The organism is Halosimplex marinum (genome assembly GCF_051414075.1).
GTDB lineage: Archaea > Halobacteriota > Halobacteria > Halobacteriales > Haloarculaceae > Halosimplex > Halosimplex marinum.
Genome location: NZ_JBLKNY010000007.1, coordinates 163,324 through 185,775, shown reverse-complemented (window position 1 = coordinate 185,775; position 22,452 = coordinate 163,324). Strand labels below are relative to the sequence as shown.

At 69.6% G+C, this 22,452-nt stretch carries 27 protein-coding genes; 9 read left to right on the top strand and 18 right to left on the bottom strand.

Annotated features, from left to right (window positions below; genetic code table 11):
• Positions 1 to 65: 65 nt before the first annotated feature.
• Entirely contained in the window at positions 66 to 752 is a 687-nt protein-coding gene (gene radB, locus ACMGFI_RS19510) for a DNA repair and recombination protein RadB (protein WP_436911859.1), read from the top strand.
• A gap of 21 nt (positions 753 to 773) precedes the next feature.
• Here the strand turns inward: radB and ACMGFI_RS19505 are convergent, their stop codons facing one another.
• The 7 genes from ACMGFI_RS19505 to ACMGFI_RS19475 all read right to left on the bottom strand — a co-directional run bounded on the left by ACMGFI_RS19505 (position 774) and on the right by ACMGFI_RS19475 (position 8,053).
• Positions 774 to 920, bottom strand: coding sequence for a hypothetical protein (locus ACMGFI_RS19505; protein ID WP_436911857.1), 147 nt, complete (start codon positions 918 to 920; stop codon positions 774 to 776).
• 922 nt (positions 921 to 1,842) lie between these two features.
• Entirely contained in the window at positions 1,843 to 2,523 is a 681-nt protein-coding gene (gene phoU, locus ACMGFI_RS19500) for a phosphate signaling complex protein PhoU (protein WP_436911854.1), read from the bottom strand.
• 118 nt (positions 2,524 to 2,641) lie between these two features.
• Entirely contained in the window at positions 2,642 to 3,301 is a 660-nt protein-coding gene (locus ACMGFI_RS19495) for an HAD family hydrolase (RefSeq protein ID WP_436911853.1), read from the bottom strand.
• Between the two features lie 63 nt (positions 3,302 to 3,364).
• Positions 3,365 to 4,294: a phosphate ABC transporter ATP-binding protein PstB gene (pstB, locus tag ACMGFI_RS19490; RefSeq protein WP_436911848.1), complete on the bottom strand. Its 930-nt coding sequence runs from the start codon at positions 4,292 to 4,294 to the stop codon at positions 3,365 to 3,367.
• A complete protein-coding gene (gene pstA / locus ACMGFI_RS19485; protein ID WP_436911846.1) occupies positions 4,291 to 5,931 on the bottom strand; it encodes a phosphate ABC transporter permease PstA in 1,641 nt (546 codons plus the stop codon). Before pstA ends, pstB begins: the two co-directional genes overlap by 4 nt.
• Positions 5,928 to 6,971: a phosphate ABC transporter permease subunit PstC gene (pstC, locus tag ACMGFI_RS19480; protein ID WP_436911844.1), complete on the bottom strand. Its 1,044-nt coding sequence runs from the start codon at positions 6,969 to 6,971 to the stop codon at positions 5,928 to 5,930. The genes pstA and pstC overlap by 4 nt, the downstream gene beginning before the upstream one ends.
• Positions 6,968 to 8,053: a PstS family phosphate ABC transporter substrate-binding protein gene (locus tag ACMGFI_RS19475; RefSeq protein WP_436911842.1), complete on the bottom strand. Its 1,086-nt coding sequence runs from the start codon at positions 8,051 to 8,053 to the stop codon at positions 6,968 to 6,970. The genes pstC and ACMGFI_RS19475 overlap by 4 nt, the downstream gene beginning before the upstream one ends.
• A gap of 466 nt (positions 8,054 to 8,519) precedes the next feature.
• Between ACMGFI_RS19475 and ACMGFI_RS19470 the strand changes: the two genes are divergently transcribed.
• On the top strand, positions 8,520 to 9,518 hold the full coding sequence (locus tag ACMGFI_RS19470; RefSeq protein ID WP_436911841.1) for a PhoU domain-containing protein: 999 nt from the start codon (positions 8,520 to 8,522) through the stop codon (positions 9,516 to 9,518).
• A 338-nt stretch (positions 9,519 to 9,856) separates the two neighbouring features.
• Here ACMGFI_RS19470 and ACMGFI_RS19465 read toward each other — a convergent pair whose 3' ends face one another.
• Positions 9,857 to 10,228 carry a 30S ribosomal protein S8e gene (locus tag ACMGFI_RS19465; protein WP_436911839.1) on the bottom strand — a complete coding sequence of 124 codons (372 nt, stop codon included), beginning with the start codon at positions 10,226 to 10,228 and terminating at the stop codon, positions 9,857 to 9,859.
• A gap of 209 nt (positions 10,229 to 10,437) precedes the next feature.
• Between ACMGFI_RS19465 and ACMGFI_RS19460 the strand changes: the two genes are divergently transcribed.
• The 3 genes from ACMGFI_RS19460 to ACMGFI_RS19450 all read left to right on the top strand — a co-directional run bounded on the left by ACMGFI_RS19460 (position 10,438) and on the right by ACMGFI_RS19450 (position 12,015).
• A complete protein-coding gene (locus tag ACMGFI_RS19460; protein ID WP_436911837.1) occupies positions 10,438 to 10,887 on the top strand; it encodes a DUF2240 family protein in 450 nt (149 codons plus the stop codon).
• Positions 10,887 to 11,258 (top strand): DUF7993 family protein, encoded by a 372-nt coding sequence (locus ACMGFI_RS19455; RefSeq protein ID WP_436911836.1) that lies wholly within the window; start codon positions 10,887 to 10,889, stop codon positions 11,256 to 11,258. The genes ACMGFI_RS19460 and ACMGFI_RS19455 overlap by 1 nt, the downstream gene beginning before the upstream one ends.
• Positions 11,259 to 11,334: 76 nt before the next feature.
• Positions 11,335 to 12,015 carry an HAD family hydrolase gene (locus tag ACMGFI_RS19450; protein ID WP_436911834.1) on the top strand — a complete coding sequence of 227 codons (681 nt, stop codon included), beginning with the start codon at positions 11,335 to 11,337 and terminating at the stop codon, positions 12,013 to 12,015.
• Here ACMGFI_RS19450 and ACMGFI_RS19445 read toward each other — a convergent pair.
• Both ACMGFI_RS19445 and ACMGFI_RS19440 read right to left on the bottom strand, forming a co-directional pair.
• Positions 11,967 to 12,443, bottom strand: a complete 477-nt coding sequence (locus ACMGFI_RS19445; protein WP_436911832.1) for a hypothetical protein — start codon at positions 12,441 to 12,443, stop codon at positions 11,967 to 11,969. The two genes, ACMGFI_RS19450 and ACMGFI_RS19445, sit on opposite strands and share 49 nt — an antisense overlap.
• A complete protein-coding gene (locus ACMGFI_RS19440) occupies positions 12,440 to 13,273 on the bottom strand; it encodes an SDR family oxidoreductase (protein ID WP_436911830.1) in 834 nt (277 codons plus the stop codon). Before ACMGFI_RS19440 ends, ACMGFI_RS19445 begins: the two co-directional genes overlap by 4 nt.
• Positions 13,274 to 13,358: 85 nt before the next feature.
• Here ACMGFI_RS19440 and ACMGFI_RS19435 point away from each other — a divergent pair, with 85 nt between their 5' ends.
• Both ACMGFI_RS19435 and ACMGFI_RS19430 read left to right on the top strand, forming a co-directional pair.
• A complete protein-coding gene (locus tag ACMGFI_RS19435) occupies positions 13,359 to 14,021 on the top strand; it encodes a helix-turn-helix domain-containing protein (protein ID WP_436911828.1) in 663 nt (220 codons plus the stop codon).
• Between the two features lie 94 nt (positions 14,022 to 14,115).
• Entirely contained in the window at positions 14,116 to 14,391 is a 276-nt protein-coding gene (locus ACMGFI_RS19430) for a hypothetical protein (protein ID WP_436911827.1), read from the top strand.
• Between the two features lie 128 nt (positions 14,392 to 14,519).
• On the opposite strand, the gene ACMGFI_RS19425 is transcribed toward ACMGFI_RS19430, so the two are convergent.
• On the bottom strand, positions 14,520 to 14,891 hold the full coding sequence (locus ACMGFI_RS19425) for a hypothetical protein (RefSeq protein ID WP_436911826.1): 372 nt from the start codon (positions 14,889 to 14,891) through the stop codon (positions 14,520 to 14,522).
• Between ACMGFI_RS19425 and ACMGFI_RS19420 the strand changes: the two genes are divergently transcribed.
• Positions 14,874 to 15,455: a hypothetical protein gene (locus ACMGFI_RS19420; protein WP_436911825.1), complete on the top strand. Its 582-nt coding sequence runs from the start codon at positions 14,874 to 14,876 to the stop codon at positions 15,453 to 15,455. The genes ACMGFI_RS19425 and ACMGFI_RS19420 overlap by 18 nt on opposite strands.
• 216 nt (positions 15,456 to 15,671) lie before the next feature.
• Here the strand turns inward: ACMGFI_RS19420 and ACMGFI_RS19415 are convergent, their stop codons facing one another.
• The 4 genes from ACMGFI_RS19415 to ACMGFI_RS19400 all read right to left on the bottom strand — a co-directional run bounded on the left by ACMGFI_RS19415 (position 15,672) and on the right by ACMGFI_RS19400 (position 19,811).
• Positions 15,672 to 17,345 carry a GTPBP1 family GTP-binding protein gene (locus ACMGFI_RS19415; RefSeq protein ID WP_436911824.1) on the bottom strand — a complete coding sequence of 558 codons (1,674 nt, stop codon included), beginning with the start codon at positions 17,343 to 17,345 and terminating at the stop codon, positions 15,672 to 15,674.
• A gap of 132 nt (positions 17,346 to 17,477) precedes the next feature.
• Positions 17,478 to 18,149, bottom strand: coding sequence for a phosphoglycolate phosphatase (locus ACMGFI_RS19410; RefSeq protein WP_436911822.1), 672 nt, complete (start codon positions 18,147 to 18,149; stop codon positions 17,478 to 17,480).
• 121 nt (positions 18,150 to 18,270) lie between these two features.
• Positions 18,271 to 19,116, bottom strand: coding sequence for a M14 family metallopeptidase (locus tag ACMGFI_RS19405; protein ID WP_436911821.1), 846 nt, complete (start codon positions 19,114 to 19,116; stop codon positions 18,271 to 18,273).
• Positions 19,117 to 19,217: 101 nt separating this feature from the next.
• On the bottom strand, positions 19,218 to 19,811 hold the full coding sequence (locus tag ACMGFI_RS19400; protein ID WP_436911819.1) for a J domain-containing protein: 594 nt from the start codon (positions 19,809 to 19,811) through the stop codon (positions 19,218 to 19,220).
• A gap of 150 nt (positions 19,812 to 19,961) precedes the next feature.
• Here ACMGFI_RS19400 and ACMGFI_RS19395 point away from each other — a divergent pair, with 150 nt between their 5' ends.
• Positions 19,962 to 20,171, top strand: coding sequence for a hypothetical protein (locus tag ACMGFI_RS19395; protein ID WP_436911818.1), 210 nt, complete (start codon positions 19,962 to 19,964; stop codon positions 20,169 to 20,171).
• A 36-nt stretch (positions 20,172 to 20,207) separates the two neighbouring features.
• On the opposite strand, the gene ACMGFI_RS19390 is transcribed toward ACMGFI_RS19395, so the two are convergent.
• The 3 genes from ACMGFI_RS19390 to ACMGFI_RS19380 form a co-directional block, all read right to left on the bottom strand.
• On the bottom strand, positions 20,208 to 20,852 hold the full coding sequence (locus ACMGFI_RS19390) for a sensor domain-containing protein (RefSeq protein WP_436911816.1): 645 nt from the start codon (positions 20,850 to 20,852) through the stop codon (positions 20,208 to 20,210).
• Positions 20,853 to 20,946: 94 nt separating this feature from the next.
• Positions 20,947 to 21,756, bottom strand: a complete 810-nt coding sequence (pyrF, locus tag ACMGFI_RS19385; RefSeq protein WP_436911815.1) for an orotidine-5'-phosphate decarboxylase — start codon at positions 21,754 to 21,756, stop codon at positions 20,947 to 20,949.
• 230 nt (positions 21,757 to 21,986) lie between these two features.
• Positions 21,987 to 22,376 (bottom strand): DUF7827 domain-containing protein, encoded by a 390-nt coding sequence (locus tag ACMGFI_RS19380; protein WP_436911813.1) that lies wholly within the window; start codon positions 22,374 to 22,376, stop codon positions 21,987 to 21,989.
• Between the last annotated feature and the right edge of the window lie 76 nt (positions 22,377 to 22,452).

Genomic DNA, 22,452 nt, shown 5'->3' with positions numbered 1-22,452 from the left:
TTCGACGTCTCGACCGCGACTGCCGTTTGCGAGCGTTTTTGTCGGGTGACGCCGAACCCGCTCACGTGAGCGAGCGCATCCCGACCGGCTGCGAGGCCATCGACGACCTGCTGGGCGGCGGGTTCGAGCGCGGCGCGGTCACGCAGGTCTACGGTCCGCCGGCTGCTGGCAAGACGAACATCGTCCTCTCGGCGGCCGTCGAACTGGCGGCGGCCGGCGACTCGGCGCTCCTCGTCGACACCGAGGGCCTGTCGGTCGACCGCATGGAGCAACTCGCGGGCGCCGGCGGCCGCGACGCCGACGACGTGGCCTCCCGGCTCATCATCAGCGAGGCGTACACCTTCGAGGAGCAGGAGGAGGCCGTCCGCGACGCCGAGGAGTTCGTCGACGTGGTGGACTTCATCGCCGTCGACAGCGCGACCGGCTTCTACCGCCTCCAGCGCACCGAACAGGAGGAGGGCGAGGCGCTGCGCGCCGTCGGGCGACAGCTCGCGCACCTGCTCTCGCTGGCCCGGAAACACGACATCGCCGTCGCGTTCACCAACCAGGTGTACACCGACCCCGACTCCGAGCAGGCCAGCGCACTCGGCGGACACACGCTGAATCACTGGTCGGCGACCATCCTCCGCGTCGACCGCTTCCGGGGCGGCAACCGGCGTGCCACCCTGGAGAAACACCGGGCGAAGGCCGCCGGCGAGAAGGCACAGTTCAAAATTACGAACGGAGGGCTCGTCGGTGGGGAATCGCGGTAATCGGTCGGTCGAACGGACCACTCAGTCGGCAGCGACGGTGAACGTGAATTCCCGTTCGACCGCTTCGGGGTCGTCGTCGTGCGGAGTCGCACGCACGCTGTAGGTGTACTCGCCGGCGTCGGCGTCGTCGGGATCGAGACTGGGATCGTTATCTCGATGTTCGTACACTCGTCCCAGCCGTATCCGGGCGGAGAGGCGTCCGATCCGTACGCGGGTTCCGGTGAGAGCGACGCGTCGCCGAATTCCATCATCGGGATCGCTACGTGTGAGCCGGTACCACCGAAACTGAGCCCGGTGACGCTCGCGACGAATATCGCGACGCTCGACTCCTCTCCGGGCTCGAGCGTCGGTTCCTCGGCCTCGATACCGGGAGACCAGTCGCCGGAACAGTCGGCCGGGGACGCGGTGCCAGGGAACGGAGTCGGTCGACGAGTGTCCGGAGCGTTCGGCGTCGCGGAGTCACGTCCGGGTGCAGCCGTGCAGCCGCTCGCAAGTGCCCCCAGCGTCACGAGAACCGTTCGGCGGCGCATGTTCCACCCACCAGACTGTACTGGTAAATTCTTTGTGCGTGTTGAGCGAGTGTTTCGAGGTGTTCTGGTGTGGAAGAACCGTTGACGACCGCGACCGCACTCGACGGCGAGTGCTGAAAGCCCTCGACGCGCTCGCGGTCGCTGAGCGGGATATCCGCGCTCTCGGCACCGCCCGCGCGGATAGTGCCCGCTCAGACGACTAAACTGCACGCGAGCCCGCCTCGCCCTTTCAGTCCACCAGGGACCGCAACCGCACCGCAGACAGCCACACACCTCCCCAGCCGATTGCGCTTCTCGCAAGCTGCGATGCTCATCCCTCGCGCGGCTGTTTCGAGCGGCCCGCCAAGCGGCGGACACGCTCGACAGCGCACGCCGACCGCACCGCAACAGCTACCGCCTGTACTGAGCATCCGGCGCCGAAGGCGCCGGTTCACCGCCGGAGCGGGGCGGAGCCCCGCGGAGGCGGCCTTTTTCACCCATGTTTTTGCGTCGGGGGTACCCGCAAGGAGCGTAGTGACTGAGGATACCCCCGGCGGAAAAAGATGGAAACTAGGTGGGTCCTAGTAGATAAGCTGGTCGTCGTTCTCGACCATGTAGAGGGTGCGGGCGGCGATGTTGACGGCGTGGTCACCGACCCGTTCGAGGTCACGGACGGTGAGCAGGAGCCGGGACACGTCGGCCATGAGCTGTTCGATCTCCGCCTCGTCGGTTTCGTCGTCGACCTCGCGCTCGATGAGGTCGCGGACGATGGTGCTGGAGGCGGCCTCGCAGCGCTCGTCGATGGCGTCGTCCTGCTCGGCGATGGCGACGCAGGCGTCGGGGTCCTCGGCCTCGTAGGCGTCCATGGCGGCCTCGACCATCTCGATGACGAGCGTCCCGATCTCCTGGATGTCCACGTCGGGGTACAGGTCCCGTTCGGCTTCGAGGGTGTAGTCGCCGAGGTTCGTCGCGAGGTCGGCGATGCGTTCGAGGTCGGTGATGATCTTGAACGAAGCGGCGATGAAGCGCAGGTCGGAGGCGACGGGCTGCTGGAGCGCCAGCAGGTCGATGCAGTCCTGTTCGAGGTCGAGGTAGAGCTGGTTGACCTCGTCGTCGCCCTCGATGACCTCCCAGGCCAGGTCCTCGTCTTTGGTCTCCAGGGCGTCCAGGCCCATCCGCAGGCGTTCGAGGACGACCTCGCTCATGTAGAGCACGTCCTCCTGTAGCGCGTCGAGCTTCTCCTGATATCCTTCGCGTGGCATACCTACGACGACCACCGGCCGGGCAATGTAAGTTGTGTCATCCGCGCGAATTGCCGGGCCTGAGACGAAGCGGAAGGACGGGCGATCCGTCGATCGGCGGCCCGGGCGACCGGCGGGGTCAGTCGGCCAGCCGGTCGGCCAGCGCGGTCAGCGTCTCGACCTCGTAGGTCGGCTCGCGGTCGAGGACGGTGTCGGTCCGGTGGCTCCGCCGGAGGAACGCGCTGTCGACGCCCGCGCGGTGGGCGACTGCCACGTCCTTCGGGGAGTCGCCGACGTAGAGGGCGTCGCGGGTGCCCAGCTCGTCCAGCGCGGCGTCGAGGTAGTGCGTCTCGGGTTTCCGGCGGCGGGCGCCCTCGACGGTGGGGTCGCGGCCGACGACGTGTTCGAAGTGGTCGGACAGACCGTGATGCTCGACGACGAACCGGACCGTCTCGTGCTGGTTGTTGCTGACGACGGCCTTCCGGTGGGGGAGGTCCGCCAGCGCGGTCACGTCGTCGTACAGCGGCTTGGCGCCGGCCTCGACGGCGTCGCACTGGTGGTCGACGGCGTGGTCCTCGCGGCTGGCCCAGTAGTCGGCCAGCGGGAGGCCCAGGGCGTCCTCGACCCGGGCGAGGTCGTCGAGGTCGCCGCTGGCCGCGTGTTCGACGAGCGCCTCGGGCGGGTCGTCGACGCCGTGCTCGGCGAACGCCGCGCGGGCGGCGCGGCGCAGCAGGTCCATCTCGGTGAGTTCGACGAGCACGCCGTCGTGGTCGAAGACGACGGCTTCGTAGGTCGTCACTGTGTGCGGTGCTCGGAACGCGACCGCCGTATCGGTGTCGGTCGGCGGGAGAAAGCGGACCGACTACCCGAACTTGCCGGTGATGTAGTCCTCGACGCGCTGGCTCTCGGGGTTCTCGAAGATCGTCTCGGTGTCGTCGTACTCGACGAGTTCGCCGCCGGTCAGGAACACGGCGGTCTGGTCGGAGATGCGGGCGGCCTGTTGCATGCTGTGGGTGACGACGACGACCGTGTAGTCCTCGGCCAGGTCCTCGATGAGGTCCTCGATCTTCGAGGTCGCGACGGGGTCCAGCGCCGACGCGGGTTCGTCCATCAGGATGACCTCGGGGCCGACGGCGAGACAGCGGGCGATGCAGAGCCGCTGTTGCTGGCCGCCGGAGAGTCCGAGCGCGTTGTCGTCCAGTCGGTCCTTGACCTCGTCCCACAACGCGGCCTGCCGGAGCGACTGCTCGACGAGTTCGCGCTCCTCGTCGCTGTCGTCGCGGCCGAGCAGACGCGCGACCAGCCCGGTGTTCAGGTCGCCGTGTTTGCGCGGCCCGTAGGAGATGTTGTCGCGGATGGACTTGGGGAACGGGTTCGGTGCCTGGAACACCATGCCGACGCGCTTGCGGAGTTCGACCAGATCGACGCCGTCCTGGTAGATCTCCTCGCCGTCGAGCTCGACCGAGCCGTCGACGCGGGCGGCGCTGATCCGGTCGTTCATCCGGTTGAGACACCGGAGGAACGTCGACTTGCCGCAACCGGAGGGGCCGATGAGCGCCGTGACGCTCTCTTTGGGGATGTCCATCGAGACGCCCTTGAGCGCGTGGTCGTCGCCGTAGTGGACGTCCAGATCCTCGACGCTGAGCTTCGCATCGCCGGCGAACTCGTACTCGCGCCACTCCTCGCGGACGCGCTCGTCGGTCTCGCCGGCCGTGGTCTCGGTCTCAGTCTCGGCGGCCGCGTCGGTTTCGGGTGTCGGTTCCTCCGTCTGGGTGAAGTCCGTTTCGCTCATTGTGTGAGTTTCCTCCTGAAGTAGACGCGCGAGGCGACGCCGACCGCGTAGAAGCTCATGACGACCAGCAACAGCACCAGCGCGGTCCCCCACGCGAAGTCGAGGTTCTCCCCGAGGCCCGCGCCGATGACGGCGAACAGCTGGTAGGGCAGCGCGCTGGACGACTGGACGAGGTTCACGTCCGGGACGGCGACGAAGGGGAACGCCGAGGTGAAGCGGAAGCCGCCCTCGATGACGCCGGCGACCTCCGAGGGGAACGGCGAGCTCGTCGTGACCAGCAGGATGGGCGCCGTCTCGCCGGCGATGCGGCCGACGCCGAGGATGACGCCGGTGATCACGCCGGGCAGCGACGCCGGGAGGACCACGCTCTTGATGGTCTCCCACTTCGAGACGCCAAGCGCCGCGCTGGCGTCGCGGTACTCGTCGGGGACGCTCTTGAGGCTCTCCCGGCTGGTGATGACGACCAGCGGCAGCAGCATGAACCCGAGGACGAACTGGCCGGCCAGGATGGAGTTGGTGTTGCCGAGCCGCGGGACGAGGAAGGCCAGCCCGAACAGGCCGTAGACGATGCTCGGGGTCGACCAGAGGCCGTTGGTCGAGATTTCGACCAGCGCCGTGAACCGGCCCTGCTCGGCGTACTCCGTCAGGAAGACCGCGGCGCCGACGCCCAGCGGGACCGCGAAGACGACGGCGCCGGCGACGAGCCAGACGGTCCCGACGATGGCCGGGAGGACGCCGTCGACGCCGGCGCCGAGCGTGCTGTAGCCCTCCATGACGAACGGCCAGTAGAACCAGACGATCGGCCCCTCGACGACCACCCACGTGTCGAGGACCGGCGGGTTGAACCAGGTCCAGGGCCCCCAGTAGAGGCCGTACTTGATCCCCTCGGTCATCGGGCCGAACCCGCGGACGACGATGAACCCGACGATCGAGCCGAGGAGGGCGATCATCCCGGCGGCGTTCGTCGCGATGAGGGTGTACGCTCCCAGTTGCCGTCCCTGCGGGCCGAAGCCGCCGTAGACGCGAGCGGCCGTCCACGCGCCGACGAGTCCGGCGAACAGCGCGACCAGCGGGACGCCGACGACGCCGGTGACGGTGATCGAGAATCCCTCGGGCGTCCAGGTCCAGCCCGGTTCGACCAGGCCGGCGAGGACGACGAGGCCCGAGAGTAACACGAACAGCCCGGCCGAGAGGGTGACGCCCAGGTCCTCGCGGGCGACCAGCGCGACGCCGCCGGCGACGCCGCCCGCGGCCAGCCCGACGACGGGCCACAGCGTCGAGAGCCCGAGCGTCTGGGCGCCGACGAGCCCGCCGACCGCGAACCACAGCAGTCCGAGGAACGCGGCGGAGGCGAGCCCGCCCGTGTGGCCCGGTTCCGTCGCGAAGCGGCCGGTGTAGGAGGCGCCGCCCAGCGCGACGATCCCGACGCCGACGGCGGTCAGCGCCCCGCCGAGCAGCGACGCGACGGTCACGCCCGCCAGGGTCGTGTCCGCGGGCACGTACTGCGCGAGCGCGAGCAGCCCGAGGACGAACGAGGCGAACGACAGGGCCGCGGCGGCGCCGCCGACCAGCTCGCGGGTCGAGGAGTCGCCGGTGACCAGCGCGTCGGCCGTCCCGGCGTCGGTGCCGAGGCTCATTGTTCGCCCCCCAGCCGCTCGCTCATCCGGCGCTCGATGAGCTGCGAGCCGACGGAGAAGCCCATCACCGTGACGAACAGGACGACGCCGGCGGCGAACAGCGCGGACATCTGGAGGCCGCTGGCGGCGCCGTACTGGCTGGCGATGAGGCTGGTCAGCGTGACGGTGCTGCCGAAGACGTTCAGCAGGGGTTCCGGGAGCTGGACGACGTTCGCGAGGATGACCGTCGCGGCCATCGTCTCGCCGACGGCCCGGCCGACGCCGAGCAGGACCGCTGCGGAGATGCCCGAGAAGGCCGTCGGCAGCGTGACGCTCGTCGTCGTCTGCCAGTCGGTCGCGCCCAGCGCGTGCGCGCCGTCCTTCGTGGGACCGGGGACGGCCGCGATGGCGTCCTCGGCGACGGAGACGACCGTCGGCAGCGCCATCACGCCGATGACGAAGCCGACGATGAAGAGGTTGCCCAGCTGGGGGACGCTGAGTTCCTGCTGGAAGTACGGGGAGAGGACGGTGTAACCGATGAAGCCGTAGACGATGGAGGGGATGCCGGCCAGCATCTCGACGGCCGGTTTCACTATCTCGCGGGCCCACCCGGGGGCGACCTCGCTGATGAAGACGGCGCCGGCGACCCCGAGCGGCGCGGCGACGAGCGTCGCGATGACCGTCGTCAGGAAGGTCCCCCACATCATCGGGACCAGCGAGTAGACGCCCGTCCCGGTCGACCAGAACGGGTCCGAGCCGACGAGCAGGTACAGCCCCATCTCCTCGAACACCGGGACGGCGTTGAGGACCAGGTAGACGGTGATGAATCCGAGTATCAGGACTGTCGAGGTGGTCGTCAGAAACAGGAGAAAGCGGGCGGTGCTCCCCTCGGCGACGAGGTAGCTCCCGACGACGAACGCGGCGAACGCGAGCAGGAGGGGGCCAGTCAGCGCCGGCGCGACGAGAAACGAGAGGACCCCGGCCGTGACGAGGGCGGTCCCGACGCCGCCGATCACGCGGGTCTCCGTGTCCAGGCCGCCGAGTCGCGTCGCGACGCTCATGCTTCGGGCTCCGGCAGCTTCTCGAACTCCTCCTGCTGGCGCTCCTCGGTCAGCTTCGAGTACCCCTCGACCTCGACGAAGTTCTGCTGGCCGAAGTCGCTGAGGATCATCCGGAGGAACGCGGCCTCCATCTCCGAGGTGCCCTCCCAGGTGTAACAGTGGAGGTCGCGCGCGAGCGGGTAGGAGGGGTCCGAGAGGTTCTCGCCCGGCGTGTAGGTCGTCCCGTCGAACTCGAGTTCGACGGCGGGCACCGAGTCGTCGGTAAAGGCCAGCGCCATGTACGCGACCGCGTTGTTGGAGTTCGAGACGGTGGTCTTGACCTGCTGGTTCTGTCCCTTCCGGCCGTCGACGCCGCCCATCGGGGCGTTGGGGCCGCCCAGCATATTCGTCCGGAAGGCGGTGTCGGTCCCCGACCCCTCGGCGCGCCCGATGGCCTGGATCTCCCTGTCGGGGCCGTCGTAGTTCGGGATCTCCGACCAGTGGGTGATCTCGCCGGTGTAGATCCCGCGGACCTGCTCGGCCGTGAGCTTCGACACGCCGGCGTCGTAGATCTCCGTGCTCACGACGATGGGCTGGGCGTCGACGGCGATGACGTGTTCCGTGAAGCTCGACAGCTCCTCCTCCGATTCGTTGGGGAACTCGGCGCTGGCGGGTGCGCTCGCGTTCCCGATGTCGATCTGCTGGTCGCGGAGCTTCTCCAGCCCCGTTCCGGAGTGGCTGAGGCCGACGTTCACCTCGAAGGGCGGGGACACGTCGCCGTCGGCCTCGAAGCCGTACTTGCTCGCCCAGTAGTCGGCCAGCCGCTCGTCGGTCTCGATGTCGTACTGGCTCGGCCCCCAGTACTCCCGGTCGGTCGGCGGGTAGTTCGAGGCCCAGTACGACGCGGCCCGCTGGACCATCGGGAACAGCGTCGACGAGCCGCCCGCCTTGAGCAGTTCGGTGTTCGAGCCCCCGCCGCCGCCGGCGCCGCCCGCGGCCTGTCCCGGCGGCGTTGGACTCGTACTGATACAGCCACCCAGCGACGCGGCGACGCCCGCCGCGCCAGCCAAGACTTCCCGGCGGGTTACAGGTGTGTCCCGCATTACCCGTAGGGTGGCCCCAGATTGACTAAATACTCTACTATTATGGCTATATAGATGTACATACTCATGCCTACCGCTCGGGTCGTCGACGCCGCCGGTAGGCACATCTTACAGTCCGGGCCTCACGCGGGTACCGGTCGACTGTCGGTAGTGTGATCGGTATTACCGACCGGATCGTCTCTTTCGAGGGTTCTGCGGTCGATCCACCGGCCGATCCGTCGCTTCCGAACCGACTGGAACCGACAACCGCCTCGGCGGGCCGGCGACTCGTCGCCGAGTACGGCGGTAATATCTGTCTCTGATGCATATATAGCACTCCGTACGAAACGGCCGAAATCAGAGTCCGAATCCGCATTCGCCACTGGGCGGCCCGAACCGGGTCGATATATGCCGCAATATACTGGTATGTAGCCGTAAATATATAGAAAGGGGTTGATTTATTTGGTAGTGACGACGACGGTCCGCTATGGAGACGCGCAAGGTCCAGGTCACGGGCGGGTCGACGTACACGGTGTCGCTGCCGAAGGACTGGGCGACGGAGAACGACGTGAGCGCGGGCAGCGTCGTGGAGTTCCACTCCGAGGAGGACATCCTGCTGCTGTCGCCGAAGAGCGAGGAGGAGCGCGAGGAGGGGTCTATCGAGATCGACGGGCTGGAAGGGGACCAACTCACGCGCGCGGTGATGACGATGTACGTCAGCGGCTTCGACGTGATCAACTTCGAGGCCGCCCGGGTCACGGCCGGCCAGCGCCGCACCATCCGCGAGGCGACTCAGGGGCTCGTCGGCCTGGAGGTCATCGAGGAGACCGGCGACCGGGTCGTCCTCCAGGACCTGCTGGACTCCTCGGAGCTGTCGGTCCACAACGCAATCACGCGGATGCGGCTGGTCTCGCTGACGATGCTCTCCGACGCCGTGACCGCCCTGCTGGAGGACGACGACGAACTCGCCCACGACGTGATCGAGCGCGACGACGACGTGGACCGGCTGTGGTACATGGTCTCCCGGGTGTTCCGGACGGTCCTCCGGAACCCCGCCGCCGCCACCGAGATCGGCTTCCCCCGCGAAACCGTCTTCGACTACCAGTCGAGCGCCCGTCAGTTAGAGCGGATCGCCGACCACGCGACCAAGATCGCGACCATCGCCCTGGAGATCGGCCCGGTCAACGAGTCTGTCGCCGAGGTGCTCAGCGACCTCCAGACCGCGGCCGTCAGAGTCCCCGAGACCGCGATGGACGCGCTGCTTGAGGACGACCCCGACGAGGCGGTCGAACTCGCGACCGAAGCCCGCGCCGACCTGCCCGACATCGACGAGCGCGCCCGCGACGTGGACGACGTGATCCGCGACCTGGACGACCCCGAACTCGCCCAGTCGCTCGGGCTCGTCGTCGACTCCCTCTCGCGGACCGCCGACTACGGCGGCAACATCGCCGAGAGCGCCCTCCAGAAGGCGGCGCCCTCGCCCTGAGACTCGGCCGGCTCACCCGGCAACGTCATCGCACGTACGCTTCTGCTGGATCCGACCGTACCGAGAGCTGCCGGAAACGTGGAAAGCGGGGCCGGGTGCCCCGGGACGAGGTGGCAGTCTCGCTCGGCGTGCGAGGCGCGTGTCGAAGGGGTGCAGGTGCTCGGTGGCGGGCGCCGCACGCCATCGGCAACTCGGACGGTATCCGCCATAAGGCTCGCTAAGAGTGGTACGGTCGGCTCCGCTCCCGACCCGAGGGGATCGGACCCATATATAGACGCTCGAACGCCGGGCTCGCGCAGGGGGTCCGGTCGCGGCGAACGCGGGGAGAAGTCCGCGAGCTACTCGACGAGGACGGCGTTGATCTGTCCGTCCTGGCCGGGGCGGGACGTGACGCGGGCGCGGCCCTCGCTCGTCTCGATGATAGCGCCCTTGGTGATGATGTTCCGGCGGACGTAGTTGGGGTTCGAGGGGTTCTCCTCGACGTCTTCGATCTCGGCGGCGACGACATCGCCGTCGGCGGCGACGCTGGCGGTGTCGGTGGTGACCGCGCGGACCTTCTCGGTGTTGCCGCGGGCGTCGACCGTCTTCAGGCGCGGCTCGCCGATGCGCGTCTCCGTCGGCTGGTCGCCCAGCTCGTGTTTCTTCTTCTTGCGGTAGTCGCGGCGCCGACCGCCGGTCCGCTTGCGCGTGGAGCGTCCCTGGTACTTCATACCCGGTCAGTGTCCCAGCGTCTACTTGAACCTCTCGACTCCCGGTCGCCGCCGGGCCGAGCGCGGACGACTCGCGGGCGACCCGTCGCCCGGCGCCCCTTGCGGCACGTTCCCGCTCGGCACGGGCCTTCTCGCCCTCCTCGTCCCGCCCGGCCGGAGCGACCGGCGACCGGCAACGTTACGGTCCGGGCCGCGCCCATCGACGGACGATGAGTCTGCGCCGCGCCGTCGCCGTCCCGTTCCGGGCGAAGGGTCGGGAGACCCTCTCGGAGAGCGAGTTCGTCGTCGCGCTCTCGCTCGACCGCGAGTGGTTCTCCCCCGAGCAGGCCAAGCGGCTCGTCGACGTGGCCGCCACCGAGGGCCTGCTCGCCCGCGAGGACGACGAACTCGACCCGACGTTCGACCCGCGGGAGGTGACCGTCCCAGACGGGTTCGAGCCCGGCGACGACGTGTTGCGCCAGCGGTCGAACTTCGAGCGCGCGCTCGACGCCATCGTGCAGTCGGGAGTGGAGAAACAGGACGCCGTCGCGGCCGTCAACCGCCTACAGGCCGACCTCGGCGTCACCGTCGAGGCCGCGGCGGTCGTCTACGCCCGCCGCGAGGGCGTCGAACTCGGCGACCTGGCCGACCGCGCGGCCGACGAACTGGGGGACGACTGATGGTCGAGGACCGGGTCACCGACGGCAAACGCATCGCACAGTTGCTCTCCTCGGAGCTGTCGGGCCGCGACCGGGGCACACTCGGCGACGTGGCCGTCGTCGACGCCGACCCCGACGCCGAGCCCGCTCCCGAGGGGACCGTCGGCTACGGGGTCACCTACCGCGACGAACGGGTCGGGACCGTCCGGCTCTACCCCGGCGCCGCGGAACTGTCCGTCCGGGCCGACCCCTCGCTCGCAGAGCGAGTCGCCGACGCGGTCGACGGCCCGGACCTGTCCGTGACCGACAGCGGGTCGGTCCGGATCGAGTCCGGCGCGGCGGTCAAGCGAGCGGTGGACGCGCTGGTCGCCGGGCTCTCGGGCGAGGAGTGACGAGAACGGGGGTCCCGACGACGGAACCGGCCCGGGATCGACCGGCTTTTGGCCGCCGGCGCGATACTACCTGGCAATGACGGGGCCAGTGGAGGCCGTCCTGTTCGACTTGGACGACACCCTCTGCACGTACGAGCGCAGCGCCGACGACATCCTCGCGCTCGCCTTCGACCGGGTCGGCGTCGACCCCTTCTTCGACGGCGCCGAGTACGTCGAGCGGCTGGGCGAGTTCTCCGACGCGGGCGACGACATCCGCGACACCCGACGGGCGGCGTTCGGTACCTTCGCCGTCGAGGCGGGCCACGACGAGGCCGTCGGCGATGCGGTTGCCGACATCTACACCGACGAACGCGACCAGTCGAACGTCCGCTTCCTCGACGGCGCCGAGCGGGCGCTCGACGCGCTGGCCGACGCCTACCGGATCGGGATGGTCACCAACGGCGACCCGTGGATGCAGTCCCAGAAGCTCGCCGGCCTGGGCATCGAGGACCGATTCGAGGTGGTCGTCCACGGCGGCCACGACGCGCCGTACAAGCCCGACCCCGAGCCGTTCCACCTCGCGCTGGAGGAACTCGGTGTCGACGCCGACCGGACCGTCCACGTCGGTAACTCCCACGCCTCGGACGTGACCGGCGCCCACGCCGCCGGCCTGCGGTCGGTGTGGCTCGCCGACGGCGACCCGCCGTTCGACCACGACCCCGAACCGCATCACGTCGTCGAGTCGCTGCACGACCTCGCAGAGGAACCCTGGGGCTGAGTCCGGAGCGTCCACGCCGCGACGGCCACGAGCACCGCGTCCCCGAGCACCGAGAGCCCGGCGGTCCCGGCGAACAGGGTCCAGCCCGTCGCGACGCTCGCGACGTGGTCCGGGTTCTCGACGACGAAGTGCGCGACCACTTCGAACACGAGCGCGCCCAGACCGCCGATCAACGCGACCGCCGCCCCCGTCGCCGGCCGACCGAGGCGGACCAGCGTCGCACCTCCGAGGGGGAATCCAACCAGAACGACGGCCGCGTACCCCTGCTGCCAGGTCGCGAGCGGGACCGGGATCCGGCCGTGTGCGGCCCCGTGTATCGCCGTCAGCGTCAGCGAGACGGCGACAGCGGCCAGGAGCGCGCGAGTCGACCGACGGGCGGCGCCCGGCTCCGAACGCCGGGTACTCGCTCCCGTACCTGCACCCGTCACCGTGACGTGGCGCCCGCCCGGTCGGCCGCCGAGGTCGCCGCCCCGCCGTACTGCTCGGCCAGCCACGACTCCCAGGTCGCGGTCCCGACGGCGCGGTCCGGACAGGTGGCCTTCCCGGCGCGGAAGCCCTTCGCGACGCCGCCGGGGACCGGCAGTCGAACGATCGCCCGACGGAGCCCCCGGGCCTCGCGGTACGCGCTCGCGAGTTCGCCGAGCGTGTGGACCGCCGGACCCCCGACGGGGTCCGCGCGGCCGCGGGGGCCGTCCGCGAGGCAGTCGACGATCCGGTCCGCGACCTCGCGGTGGTCGACCGGCTGAGCCCGAAACTCCGTCGGCAGCGGCCACACGGGAAGTCTCGCGACCGTCGCCAGTATCTCGTCGACGAACGCGTGGAACTGCGTCGCCCGGAGGACCGTCGACGGGACCGGACTGGCCTCGACCGCCCGTTCGGCCTCGCGCTTGCGCTCGTAGTACGAGAACGGGATCTCGCCGACGCCGACGATCGAGGGGTAGAGGAGGTGTTCGACCCCCGCACCCTCGGCCGCGTCGAGCAGCCGCTCGGTTCCGCGAACGTCGACGGCCTCGGCGTCCCCCTGCGGCGCCGTTGCGGCGTGGACGACCGCCTCGGCGTCGGCGACTGCGCGATCGATCCCTCGTCCCTCCGCGAGGTCCAGTTCGATCCACTCGACCGTTCCGGCGTCTCCCGCGGTCGGAGGCGGATCGTCGGGCCACCGGGTCCCTGCCAGCACCCGCCACCCGGCCTCGACCAGTCGGTCGACGAGCGCGCCCCCGAGCGTTCCGGTCGCGCCGGTCACCAGTACGCTGTCCATGGTCGAACAGACGCGCCGAACGGACCTGTCGGTACTGCCGCATCTGTCCGTCGGGTTTATGCCAAAGACGGGCGGACTGCCGACCGTGAAGCGCCTTCGAGTCGCGATCACCGCCGGGGGCCGCGCGAGGGAGATCCACCCGATGTACGGCGTGCTGACGCGGGCGCCGTTCGTCGAGCGGGCGACGGCGCTGCAGTGGAACTTCACCGGCGACGCGCTGGGCATTCTCCACTACGTCGAGGGCGACGCCGACGCCTTCGCGGCGGCGGCCGACGACATCGACGTTGTCGTCGGCTACGACATCGAACGCGTGGGGGACGACGCCTTCTACGCCTACGTCCGCGACGCGACGACGGACTCGCTCGCCGACCTGTTCGGCCCAATCAGCTGCGGCGGGCTCGTGGTCGTCCCGCCCGTCGTCTACCGGCCCGACGGGACGGTGAGGCTCACGATATTCGGTCCGGAGGCGGAACTCCAGGCGGCGATGGACGAGATTCCCGAGCCCGTGCAGGTGACCGTCGAGGCGGTCGGGTCGCTCGCGGCCTCCCGCGTCGCGCCGACGGCGCGGCTGACCGACCGCCAGCGCGAGGCGGCCGAGGCCGCCCTCGACCTGGGCTACTACGACGTGCCGCGGACCGGCGGCCACGAGGCGGTCGCGGACGCCCTCAGCTGCGCGCCCAGCACCGCCGCCGAACACCTGCGGAAGGCCGAGTCGAAGCTCCTCCGGGCCGTCCTTCGCGGGGAGTAGCTGCCGGGGGTCCCGCCCGAACTGCCGCGCCCGGCCCGCCGGCCTTTCGATTGCCGGCAGACGGTTCTCCCGCCGGGAGGGACTACCGCCCGGTATGGCGAGTTCCCGGTCGATACAGGGCGTCGAACGGAGCGAGAACTACTACCACGTTCGCTACCGCGACCCCGACGAGTTCGACGAGATCCGGACGCCCGACTGGGCGGCCAACGTCGCCGGGTCGGTCGTCTCCGGCGCAGAGGTGCGCACCGGCGACGAGCACGGCAACGAGGACTGGACCGCCCAGAGCGTCCTGGTCCCGGTCGACGGCGTCGCCGACGAGAGCGAGGCGCGCGACGCGGCCGACCGGATCGTCGAGAAGATGGAGTCCTGACGCGGGTTTCGACGTTCTTCTCCGGGGTCGTGGTCGTCCGATAGCCGTCGCTGTCGGGCTCGTCACTCGAAAAAACGCGGATATCACGCCGTCGACCGCCGGGGTAGGAGGGATCGCTCCCGGGACGTCTACTGCCAGTTCTGTTGCCGAGTGCCCTGCTGACTCTGCTGGGGCTGCTGACTCTGCTGGGCGTACATCTGTCCGCCGGACTGCCCCTGCTGGCCCTGTTGGCCCTGCTGACCCTGCTGTCCCTGCTGGTTCTCCGGCAGGAACTGACCGGTCTGGGGGTCGCGCGGCTGGTGTTCGGCCTTCTGGTGCTGGAACTCCCGGAACTGCTGGGAGTGGCGCCGGTCCTGGGTGCCCTGGTCGGCCCCGCGGCCCTGCTGGCCGGGGAAGCCGGCCTGCTGGCCGCTGGGCTGCTGGGTCGCCGGGATGTACCCCTGCTGCTGCCCCCCCATCTGCTGGGGCTGCTGGCCGGTCTGTTGTGTGCTCTGCCCCATCTGCTGGGGCTGCTGGCTGGTCTGTTGTGTGCTCTGCCCCATCTGCTGGGGCTGCTGGTTCATCTGCTGTGTCTGGGGCTGCTGGCTGAACTGCTGTTGGCCCGTCTGCTGGGACTGCTGGGGCTGCTGGTACTGCTGCTGACGCTGCTGACCACCGCGCTGCTGGGACTGCTGGCCGCCCTGGCCGCCGGTCGGCAGGAACTGCCCCGTCTGGGGGTCACGGGGACGCTGCTGGGCCATCTGGCTCATCCGCTGGCGAAACTGCTGGGAGTGGCGGCGGTCCTGTGCGCCCTGGTCGGCGCCCCGGCCCTGCTGACCCGGGAAACCTGCCTGTTGTCCCGACGGCTGCTGGGCGGCCGGGATGTACCCCTGCTGTTGCTGGGGCTGCTGGCCGGTCTGTTGGCCCATCTGCTGGGACGGCTGCTGGTTCTGCTGGCTGTGCGTTCCCTGTCGTCCGCTCTGATTTCCGAAGCTCATGATATCTCTCCTGTGCGCGGGAACGAGCGCCTGCTGTGCCCGTCCGCACGCGTGTCACCCTCTGAGCGTTCCGGGGAAAGTTACTAGCCGGCTGTTCGGACGGTAGCGTGGCGGTACGAACTCGGGGACGGCGGTTGGATCGCCTTTCGGGCGGTACCGAGGTGATACCGGTGTCGTAACTCCCGGTTGACGAGACGGCGGCACCGTAACGCTCGGTTGATGGGAGGGACGGCTGTCGCTACTTGGGACTCATCGGTTGGAACCCGCCGCTAACCCGCTATCACGGCCTGCGTCGGAAAGCCGTCACTCGTCGGGGCGAACGTCGGTGACCTTGCCGACGCCCTTCGACTGGCCCTCGCGGAAGACGAACCGCTGGCCCTCCTCGACCAGGTACGGGCGGAACTTGAAGCGGACCCGCGTCGTCCCCGAGTCGCCGGGGAGCAGGCGCCCCTCGTCGGGGTAGAAGGCGGCGGCCTCGCTGACCGTCTCGAGGTGGACGACCGGCTCGTACCCCTCCCCGATTCGGGTCGGGTGGTTGAGCACCATGACCTCCGCCTCGAACTCCCGGACGGGCTCGGGGTCGGCGTCGCGGGGGAGGAGGGCCATCCCGCGCTCCACGTCGGCCTCGCGGACGCCCTTCAGGGCGATGCCGACGATGCGGCCGGCCTTCGCGCGGTCGACGCGGTGGTAGTGCATCTCGATCGACCGGACCTCGACCTCGCGGAAGCCGCCGTCCTGCATCGGCCCGAGCAGGAGTTCGTCGCCGGCCTCCACGCGGCCCGAGCGGATGGTGCCCGAGGCGACGGCGCCGACGCCGGTGACCTCGTACGAGCGGTCGACGTACATCGCGAACTCGTCGTCGGTCGGCCCGGCCGTCTTGGGGAGTCGCTCCAGCAGCTCGTCGAGGGTGTCCATCCCCTCCATCGTGACGGCGCTGGTCGCCACCACCGGGACGACGTTCTCGTCGATCTCCTCGACGGCCGCGCCGACGCCGTGGCGCGCCACCGACAGCGGCGTCTTGTCGACCTCGCGGAGCTGGCGCTCGACCTCGCGCTCGACCTCCGACAGGCGCTCGTCGCTCACGATGTCCGCCTTCGTGATGACGACCATCGTCGGCAGGTCGGTCGCCAGCAGGATCCCGAGGTGCTCGCGCGTGGTCTTCGTCGGGCCGTCGTCGGCCGCGACGGTCAGGAGGCCGTAGTCGAGCTTCTGCCCGACCAGCCCGCGGATCGTGGTGCGCAGCCACGGCTCGTGGCCGACCGTGTCGACGAAGCTCACGAGCCGGTCGGCCTCCTCGACGACGCGGGCGCGGTCGGACTTGCGGTCGGGGTTGTCCATCCGGACCGGGCCGTCGTCGTCGAAGCCGTAGACGCCGTAGGACAGGTCCGCGGAGAGGCCGCGTTCGACCTCGTGGGGTTGCACGTCGAGATACGAGCGGGTGCCGCCCTCGCCGTCGTCGGGCTGGCCGGTGACGAGGGTGCCGACCAGCGTCGACTTGCCGTGGTCGACGTGGCCGGCGGTCCCGACGACGATGTGCTCGTCGTCCTCAAGCACGGCGCCCTCCCGGACTGTCGCGACGCCGACGATGCCCTCGGCGGGGGCGTCGGCGGACCCGGAGGAGTCGGCCGGGCGACCGTCGCCTTTCGGTTTCGCGCGGCCGTCGGCGTCGACGCCCCAGGTCTCGACGTTCTCGATGTGGGCGTCGGCCTCCTCGGCCAGCAGGCTCAGCACGTCCATCGACTCGGTGAACGCCTCGGGGGCGATGCCGGCGAGGGCGCCGTCGTCGGTGACGCCGACGACGTAGGTGGCCTCCCCGTCGCCGGAGAGGACGCGGTGGCGCAGTTGGGCGGCCAGCGACTCCCGACGGCCGTCCGCCAGGTGGAGGTCCTTCGTGAGCCGCTCTTTGAACTCGACGCTGCCGCCCTCGCGCTCACCGCGTTCGATGGCGCGTTCGAGGACGGCCCGGTCGGGGCTCATGGGGGTCGGTAACGGGGGCCAGTACAAAAGCCTTCTCCGGGTTTGCGCCGGATTCCCGTCCGGAGCGCTCCCGGAGCGGTCCGTATCGGTCCCCAGACCTCGTGAACGGGCCCGCCGCGGCCGACCCCCGCGCTACCGCACCCGCTCGACCGCTTCGAGGAACCCCTCGCCGTAGGCGGCGTCGAGCACCACGTCCGCGGTCTCCCGGGCCGGCTCGTCGGCGTTGGCGACCGCGAACGACCGCCCCGCGACCTCGAACGTCGACACGTCGTTGATCGAATCGCCGACGGCCACGAACTCCCCGGGATCACGATCCAGCCGCTCGGCGACGGCCTCAAGCGCCCGGCCCTTGCTCACGTCGGGCGACTTGACGTGGTAGGCGAAGCCGGTGTCGACGACTTCGAGGCCGTGGTCGGCGGCGATCCGCTGGAGCGGCTCCAGCGGCGCCTCGCGGCTGACGGCCACCTCCGTCTCGCGCCAGCGGTTGACCAGGTCGTGGGACCCCCAGCCGAGGTCGTGGCCCGTCTCGACGTACTCGTCGACCACGCGCTGGGCGGCCTCGCGGTCACCGAGGAACAGCAGGTCGTCGGTCGCGTGGACGAACGCGACGCCGCCGTTCTCGGCCACGACCGTCCGCTCGACGCCCGCGAACTCGCAGAGTGCGACGGGGTAGGGGAGTGCCTTCCCAGTTGCGAGTACCACGGGAGCGTCCCACTCCCGAAGGACGGACAATACGGGCGGGTGGACGGCGCGGTCCTCGTCAGTCAGGGTTCCGTCGATGTCGACGGCGAGCGGTGGCGTCACTGGTCGCTACTCGGCGGTCCGCGGGCAAAAACGTGGGTGGAACCGCCGTCGGGCTTCACGGCTGCTCGGTACAGAGAGTGTCGCCGGTACGGGTCTGTCGTTCCACCAGCCGGGTTGTCAGTCACGTCTCTCCGTCGAGCCACGCCTCCTTCGCGTCCTCGACCGACTCGCCGATCTTCCGTCCCCGGTAGCCGAATATCTCACCGTACCCCGACTGTGACATCAGGACGGGAACGAACGGTTCGTCGGCGAGGAGGACCCCGCTCTTCGATTTTGCGTACGCCTCCCCCTTCTCGACTCGCTCGAAGTTCCGTGCGAGCAGTTCGTACGATCCGTCCCCCGACGGCTTCTCGACTTTGTCGTAGATCTCGAAGTAGTTCGTCACGGGGGCGTGCATCGGAGGTTTCTCTGAGATCGCGCGCTCGTTGTCGAGGAACGCCCGGATCAGCATCTCTGCTTTCGCAACCGAGTTCGGTTGCCCGACCTTCCCGGCCTCTATAGAGACGACCCGCCCCGTCGAACTGAACGAACCGTCGACGACCGACGCCTCGTTGACGACATACGAGGTCGGGATCTGTGAGACGATCTCGAGCGAGCGGGGATTCCCCTCCGAGACGAATGCGATCGGCTCGGGGGTCGCGTGGGTCGTGTGGAAGGAGATGGTATCGCAGCCGGCCGTCTCAGCCACGAGCTGGGCGGCGAGGCGCCGCTCACGTTCGTCGGCCTCTGGGTCGCCCGGGAACACCCTGTTCATGTCAACGTCGAGAAACCGACGATGCGAGATGGACGCCGGCGGATTTGCGACGATGAACTTTACGCCCCGCTCGAATTCGGGCGACGACGTGAGGACACGACGGATCGCGCGAGCACCTGTCGGTTCGTCCCCGTGCATGTTACAGACCACAGCGAGGTCCGCGTCGCCCGGGCCGAGTTCCACAACGTCAGGGGCGATCTCTTGGTCGAACATTTGGTCGGTTATAGACGCTACACGCGGAAAGTCCTCCGCCCGCTGGAGCGCTCGAAAGGGTGGCGACGATGAACACGCAGACAGATCGAACAGGACGATACTCAGTCGGTCAGTCGCTCGTAGGCCGACTGCACTTCCTTGAACGCCTCTTCGTCGCCGTCGGGGGAGTCGGGGTGGACCTCCTTGACCTTCTCGCGGTAGGCGGCCTTGACGGCGTCCTCGTCGGCGCCCCGATCCAGGCCGAGCGTATCGTAGGCCTCGGCAACCGTGGGACCGCTCCGCTGTGCGGCGGCGGTCGCCCGCCCGCGGCGCCGGCGGCGCTGACCGCCCGCGCGAGCCCCCTGTCGCTGACGACGACCGCCCCCTGTCTGCTGACCGCCGGCCGCCTGTGCCCGCCGTCGCGCGCCCTCGTCGCGGGGCTGTTCCCAGTCCTCCCGCGGGCCGGCGCCGAAGCCGCCGCGGTCGCCGCGGCCACCGCGACCGCCGCCGCCGGGCGCCGCGCGGTCCTCGACGCCGCGGTAGAGCCGCCGGGCGAACCGGCCGGAGGCGTGGTACCACATGAAGTACGCGACCGCGCCGAACAGCGCCGCGACGACGAAAAATCCGAGGTTGGCGACGACCCCGAAGATAGCGAAGAGGACGGCTATGCCCGCGAACACCGCGGCGAGCGCCGAGACGAGTCGGGGACCGTACACGCTCGCCCCTTGGCGTCGGTGCCCCCTAAACGTCTCGGACGCGGCGGGACCCCGACCGGCGGCCCGTCGCGTCGGCGCCGAATCGGCCGCTCTCGGGACTCTCCCGCTCGCCGCCCAACCCCTTTACCCGCTCGCCCGCTACGGCGTCACATGAGCGTGTCCGGGCTCTGCGAAATCTGCCAGCGTCCCGATGTCGACCACACCTGCGACCGTTGCGGAAACCTGGTCTGCGACCGCCACTTCGACGCACAGCGGGGGATCTGTAGCGAGTGCGTCGCACAGATCGAGGGCGGCGACCCCGCCGACCCGACCGGGACCGGCGACGACATGCCCGACGGCGTCGACACCTATCGGTTCTGAGCGCGCGCCGGCCGGCGTCCTCGTCGCCGGGAGGGGCTACCCGTCGCGGTCCGCCGACCCGAGCATCGCGTCGGTGTACTCGCCGACGACCCAGGCGGCGCCGTTGCAGAGGTGCAGGGAGACGACCGCGAGGACGACTCCGGTGGCCGACACCCCAAGGGCGGCGGGGAGCGTCTCGACGCTCCACGGACCCATCTGGTAGGTGATCCCGGACCGGTCGTAGAGGACCGGCGCGAGCGCGAAGGCGCCGGACGCCGTCGCGCTCGTAACCAGGATTGTGAACGCTGCGATGCCGATTGCGAACTTCGAGAGCAGGTAGCCGACGGCAAGGTAGCTCCGCGGGTCGAGCGCCAGCCGCTTCGCGAACTCGACCGGCTCCGCCTCGCCGCGGACCCGCAGCGGGGTCTCGTAGGTCACGTCCGTGCCGAGTAGGCCCCGGGCGAGCCGCGTCTCGAAATCCGCGAGCAGCGCCGCCAGCGCGAGCACCGCGAGCAGTAGCGGAACTCCGACGAGCAGCGGGACCAGCGACAGGCCCGCCGATCCGCCCGTCACGATGAGCGTGAAGTACAGCACGCCCAGCGGGAACGTCAACAGCAGGTACGTCAGGTTTCGATACGTCTGCGGGTCGACCACGACGCCGAGAAACCGCCCCAGCGCCGCGCGAACGGTGTCAGTCGTCATATCCGGACCGACGGCGCCGAACCCCGTATAAAAAGGCCACGGGCTTCGGGGTCGGCACACCGCCAGCAAAATTTATATATCGGTATCCGGCGCGCTATCGGTACTGATTCAGCCGCTTCTTCAGCCGCTTGGCGGCCTCTCCCGACGCCTGGGCGAACTCCTCGCCCTGGTCTTCGCCGGCGAAGATGATCCCCCGTGAGGAGTTGACGAGGCCGACGCCGTCGGCGAGGCCGTACTCGACGGCGGCCTCGGCGTCGCCGCCCTGCGCGCCGACGCCCGGGACGAGGAACGGGATGTCGGGGACGATCTCCCGGACTTCCTCCAACTCTTCGGGCGCGGTAGCGCCGACGACGAGCCCGATGTTGTCGTTGGCGTTCCACAGGTCGGCGAGCGCGGCCACCCGCTCGTACAGCGGCTCGCCGGTTTCGAGTTCGAGGCCCTGCAGGTCGGCGCCGCCGGGGTTGGAGGTCCGACAGAGGACGATGATCCCCTTGTCCTCCCGCGAGAGGAACGGTTCCAGCGCGTCGCGGCCGAGGTAGGGGTTGACCGTGATGGCGTCGATTCCCATGCCGTCGTCGTCCAGCAGTTCGGCGTACTTGCGGGCGGTGTTGCCGATGTCGCCGCGCTTGGCGTCCAGCAGGACCGGCACGTCCTTGCCGTGGGCGTAGGCGACGGTCTCCCGCAGGGCCGTCCAGCCGTCGGGGTCCTCGTAGAAGGCGGCGTTGGGCTTGAACGCCGCGGCGTGTTCGTGCGTCGCGTCGATGATGCGGCGGTTGAACGCCCAGCGGGGCAGGTCGTGGTCGTGCAGGTGGTCGGGGATCCGGGCGGGGTCGGGGTCCAGCCCCACCGAGACGACGCTGTCGACGGACGCGATGCGGTCGGCCAGCCGGTCGAAGAAGTTCATATCCGAGTCTCTCCGAGTCCGGTAAACAAGCTTCCGACTCCGGGTGCCCGGGAGAGCGAGGGCGGACTCGCTCGCCCCGTTCGACTCGCGGGCAGCCGTACACCGGACACCCACCCGGGGATTGCGGAAAGGAGTGAGCAATCCGGCCGGTCTGCTGCCCGCGGAGCGGGCCATGTGGGGATAGTCGTCCGATCAGATGGGCGAACCGACCTCTTCCGTGCCTGCCGGTTTCACCCCGACGAGGTGATCGAGACGGTACCGGTGTCGAGTTCTGTCTCCATCGCCGAACTCTCGTACAGGGACAGGTCGTAGGAAAAGGGTTCCACCGTCTCGATGTCGTTCGGGTTCGTCACGTTCGCGACCGACAGTGAGTCTCCTTCGTCGTCCGACCTGAGCCACGCCGCGTCTGAACTGCCCGCGTCCGTATCGAAAACGGCGGTGACATCGTAATCGCCACTTCCGTCGCTGATCACGGCCTGAATCTCGAAGTTGGCCAACTGTTCGTCGCCGACAACGAGGTACAGTTCGTCGTGCTCGCCGAGGGAGATCGGGATGTCGATCTCTTCGCCGCTCGTCCCGCTGTAGCTCTCCCGGTGGAACCCCGGCTGACCCGGATCCACCGGAGTCGGGGTCGCAGTCGGAGTTGCCGTCGGGGTCGCCGTCGGCGTATCAGTCGGTGTCGCCGTCGGCGTATCT

Excerpts from the sequence above, each read along its gene's own strand:
- phoU (WP_436911854.1), bottom strand. The coding sequence starts at position 2,523 with ATGCCACGCGAAGGATATCAGGAGAAGCTCGACGCGCTACAGGAGGAC.
- pstB (WP_436911848.1), bottom strand. The coding sequence starts at position 4,294 with ATGAGCGAAACGGACTTCACCCAGACGGAGGAACCGACACCCGAAACC.
- pstA (WP_436911846.1), bottom strand. The coding sequence starts at position 5,931 with ATGAGCCTCGGCACCGACGCCGGGACGGCCGACGCGCTGGTCACCGGC.
- pstC (WP_436911844.1), bottom strand. The coding sequence starts at position 6,971 with ATGAGCGTCGCGACGCGACTCGGCGGCCTGGACACGGAGACCCGCGTG.
- ACMGFI_RS19475 (WP_436911842.1), bottom strand. The coding sequence starts at position 8,053 with ATGCGGGACACACCTGTAACCCGCCGGGAAGTCTTGGCTGGCGCGGCG.
- ACMGFI_RS19470 (WP_436911841.1), top strand. The coding sequence starts at position 8,520 with ATGGAGACGCGCAAGGTCCAGGTCACGGGCGGGTCGACGTACACGGTG.
- ACMGFI_RS19465 (WP_436911839.1), bottom strand. The coding sequence starts at position 10,228 with ATGAAGTACCAGGGACGCTCCACGCGCAAGCGGACCGGCGGTCGGCGC.
- ACMGFI_RS19460 (WP_436911837.1), top strand. The coding sequence starts at position 10,438 with ATGAGTCTGCGCCGCGCCGTCGCCGTCCCGTTCCGGGCGAAGGGTCGG.
- ACMGFI_RS19455 (WP_436911836.1), top strand. The coding sequence starts at position 10,887 with ATGGTCGAGGACCGGGTCACCGACGGCAAACGCATCGCACAGTTGCTC.
- ACMGFI_RS19450 (WP_436911834.1), top strand. The coding sequence starts at position 11,335 with ATGACGGGGCCAGTGGAGGCCGTCCTGTTCGACTTGGACGACACCCTC.
- ACMGFI_RS19440 (WP_436911830.1), bottom strand. The coding sequence starts at position 13,273 with ATGGACAGCGTACTGGTGACCGGCGCGACCGGAACGCTCGGGGGCGCG.
- ACMGFI_RS19430 (WP_436911827.1), top strand. The coding sequence starts at position 14,116 with ATGGCGAGTTCCCGGTCGATACAGGGCGTCGAACGGAGCGAGAACTAC.
- ACMGFI_RS19425 (WP_436911826.1), bottom strand. The coding sequence starts at position 14,891 with ATGGGGCAGAGCACACAACAGACCGGCCAGCAGCCCCAGCAGATGGGG.
- ACMGFI_RS19415 (WP_436911824.1), bottom strand. The coding sequence starts at position 17,345 with ATGAGCCCCGACCGGGCCGTCCTCGAACGCGCCATCGAACGCGGTGAG.
- ACMGFI_RS19405 (WP_436911821.1), bottom strand. The coding sequence starts at position 19,116 with ATGTTCGACCAAGAGATCGCCCCTGACGTTGTGGAACTCGGCCCGGGC.
- ACMGFI_RS19395 (WP_436911818.1), top strand. The coding sequence starts at position 19,962 with ATGAGCGTGTCCGGGCTCTGCGAAATCTGCCAGCGTCCCGATGTCGAC.
- ACMGFI_RS19390 (WP_436911816.1), bottom strand. The coding sequence starts at position 20,852 with ATGACGACTGACACCGTTCGCGCGGCGCTGGGGCGGTTTCTCGGCGTC.
- pyrF (WP_436911815.1), bottom strand. The coding sequence starts at position 21,756 with ATGAACTTCTTCGACCGGCTGGCCGACCGCATCGCGTCCGTCGACAGC.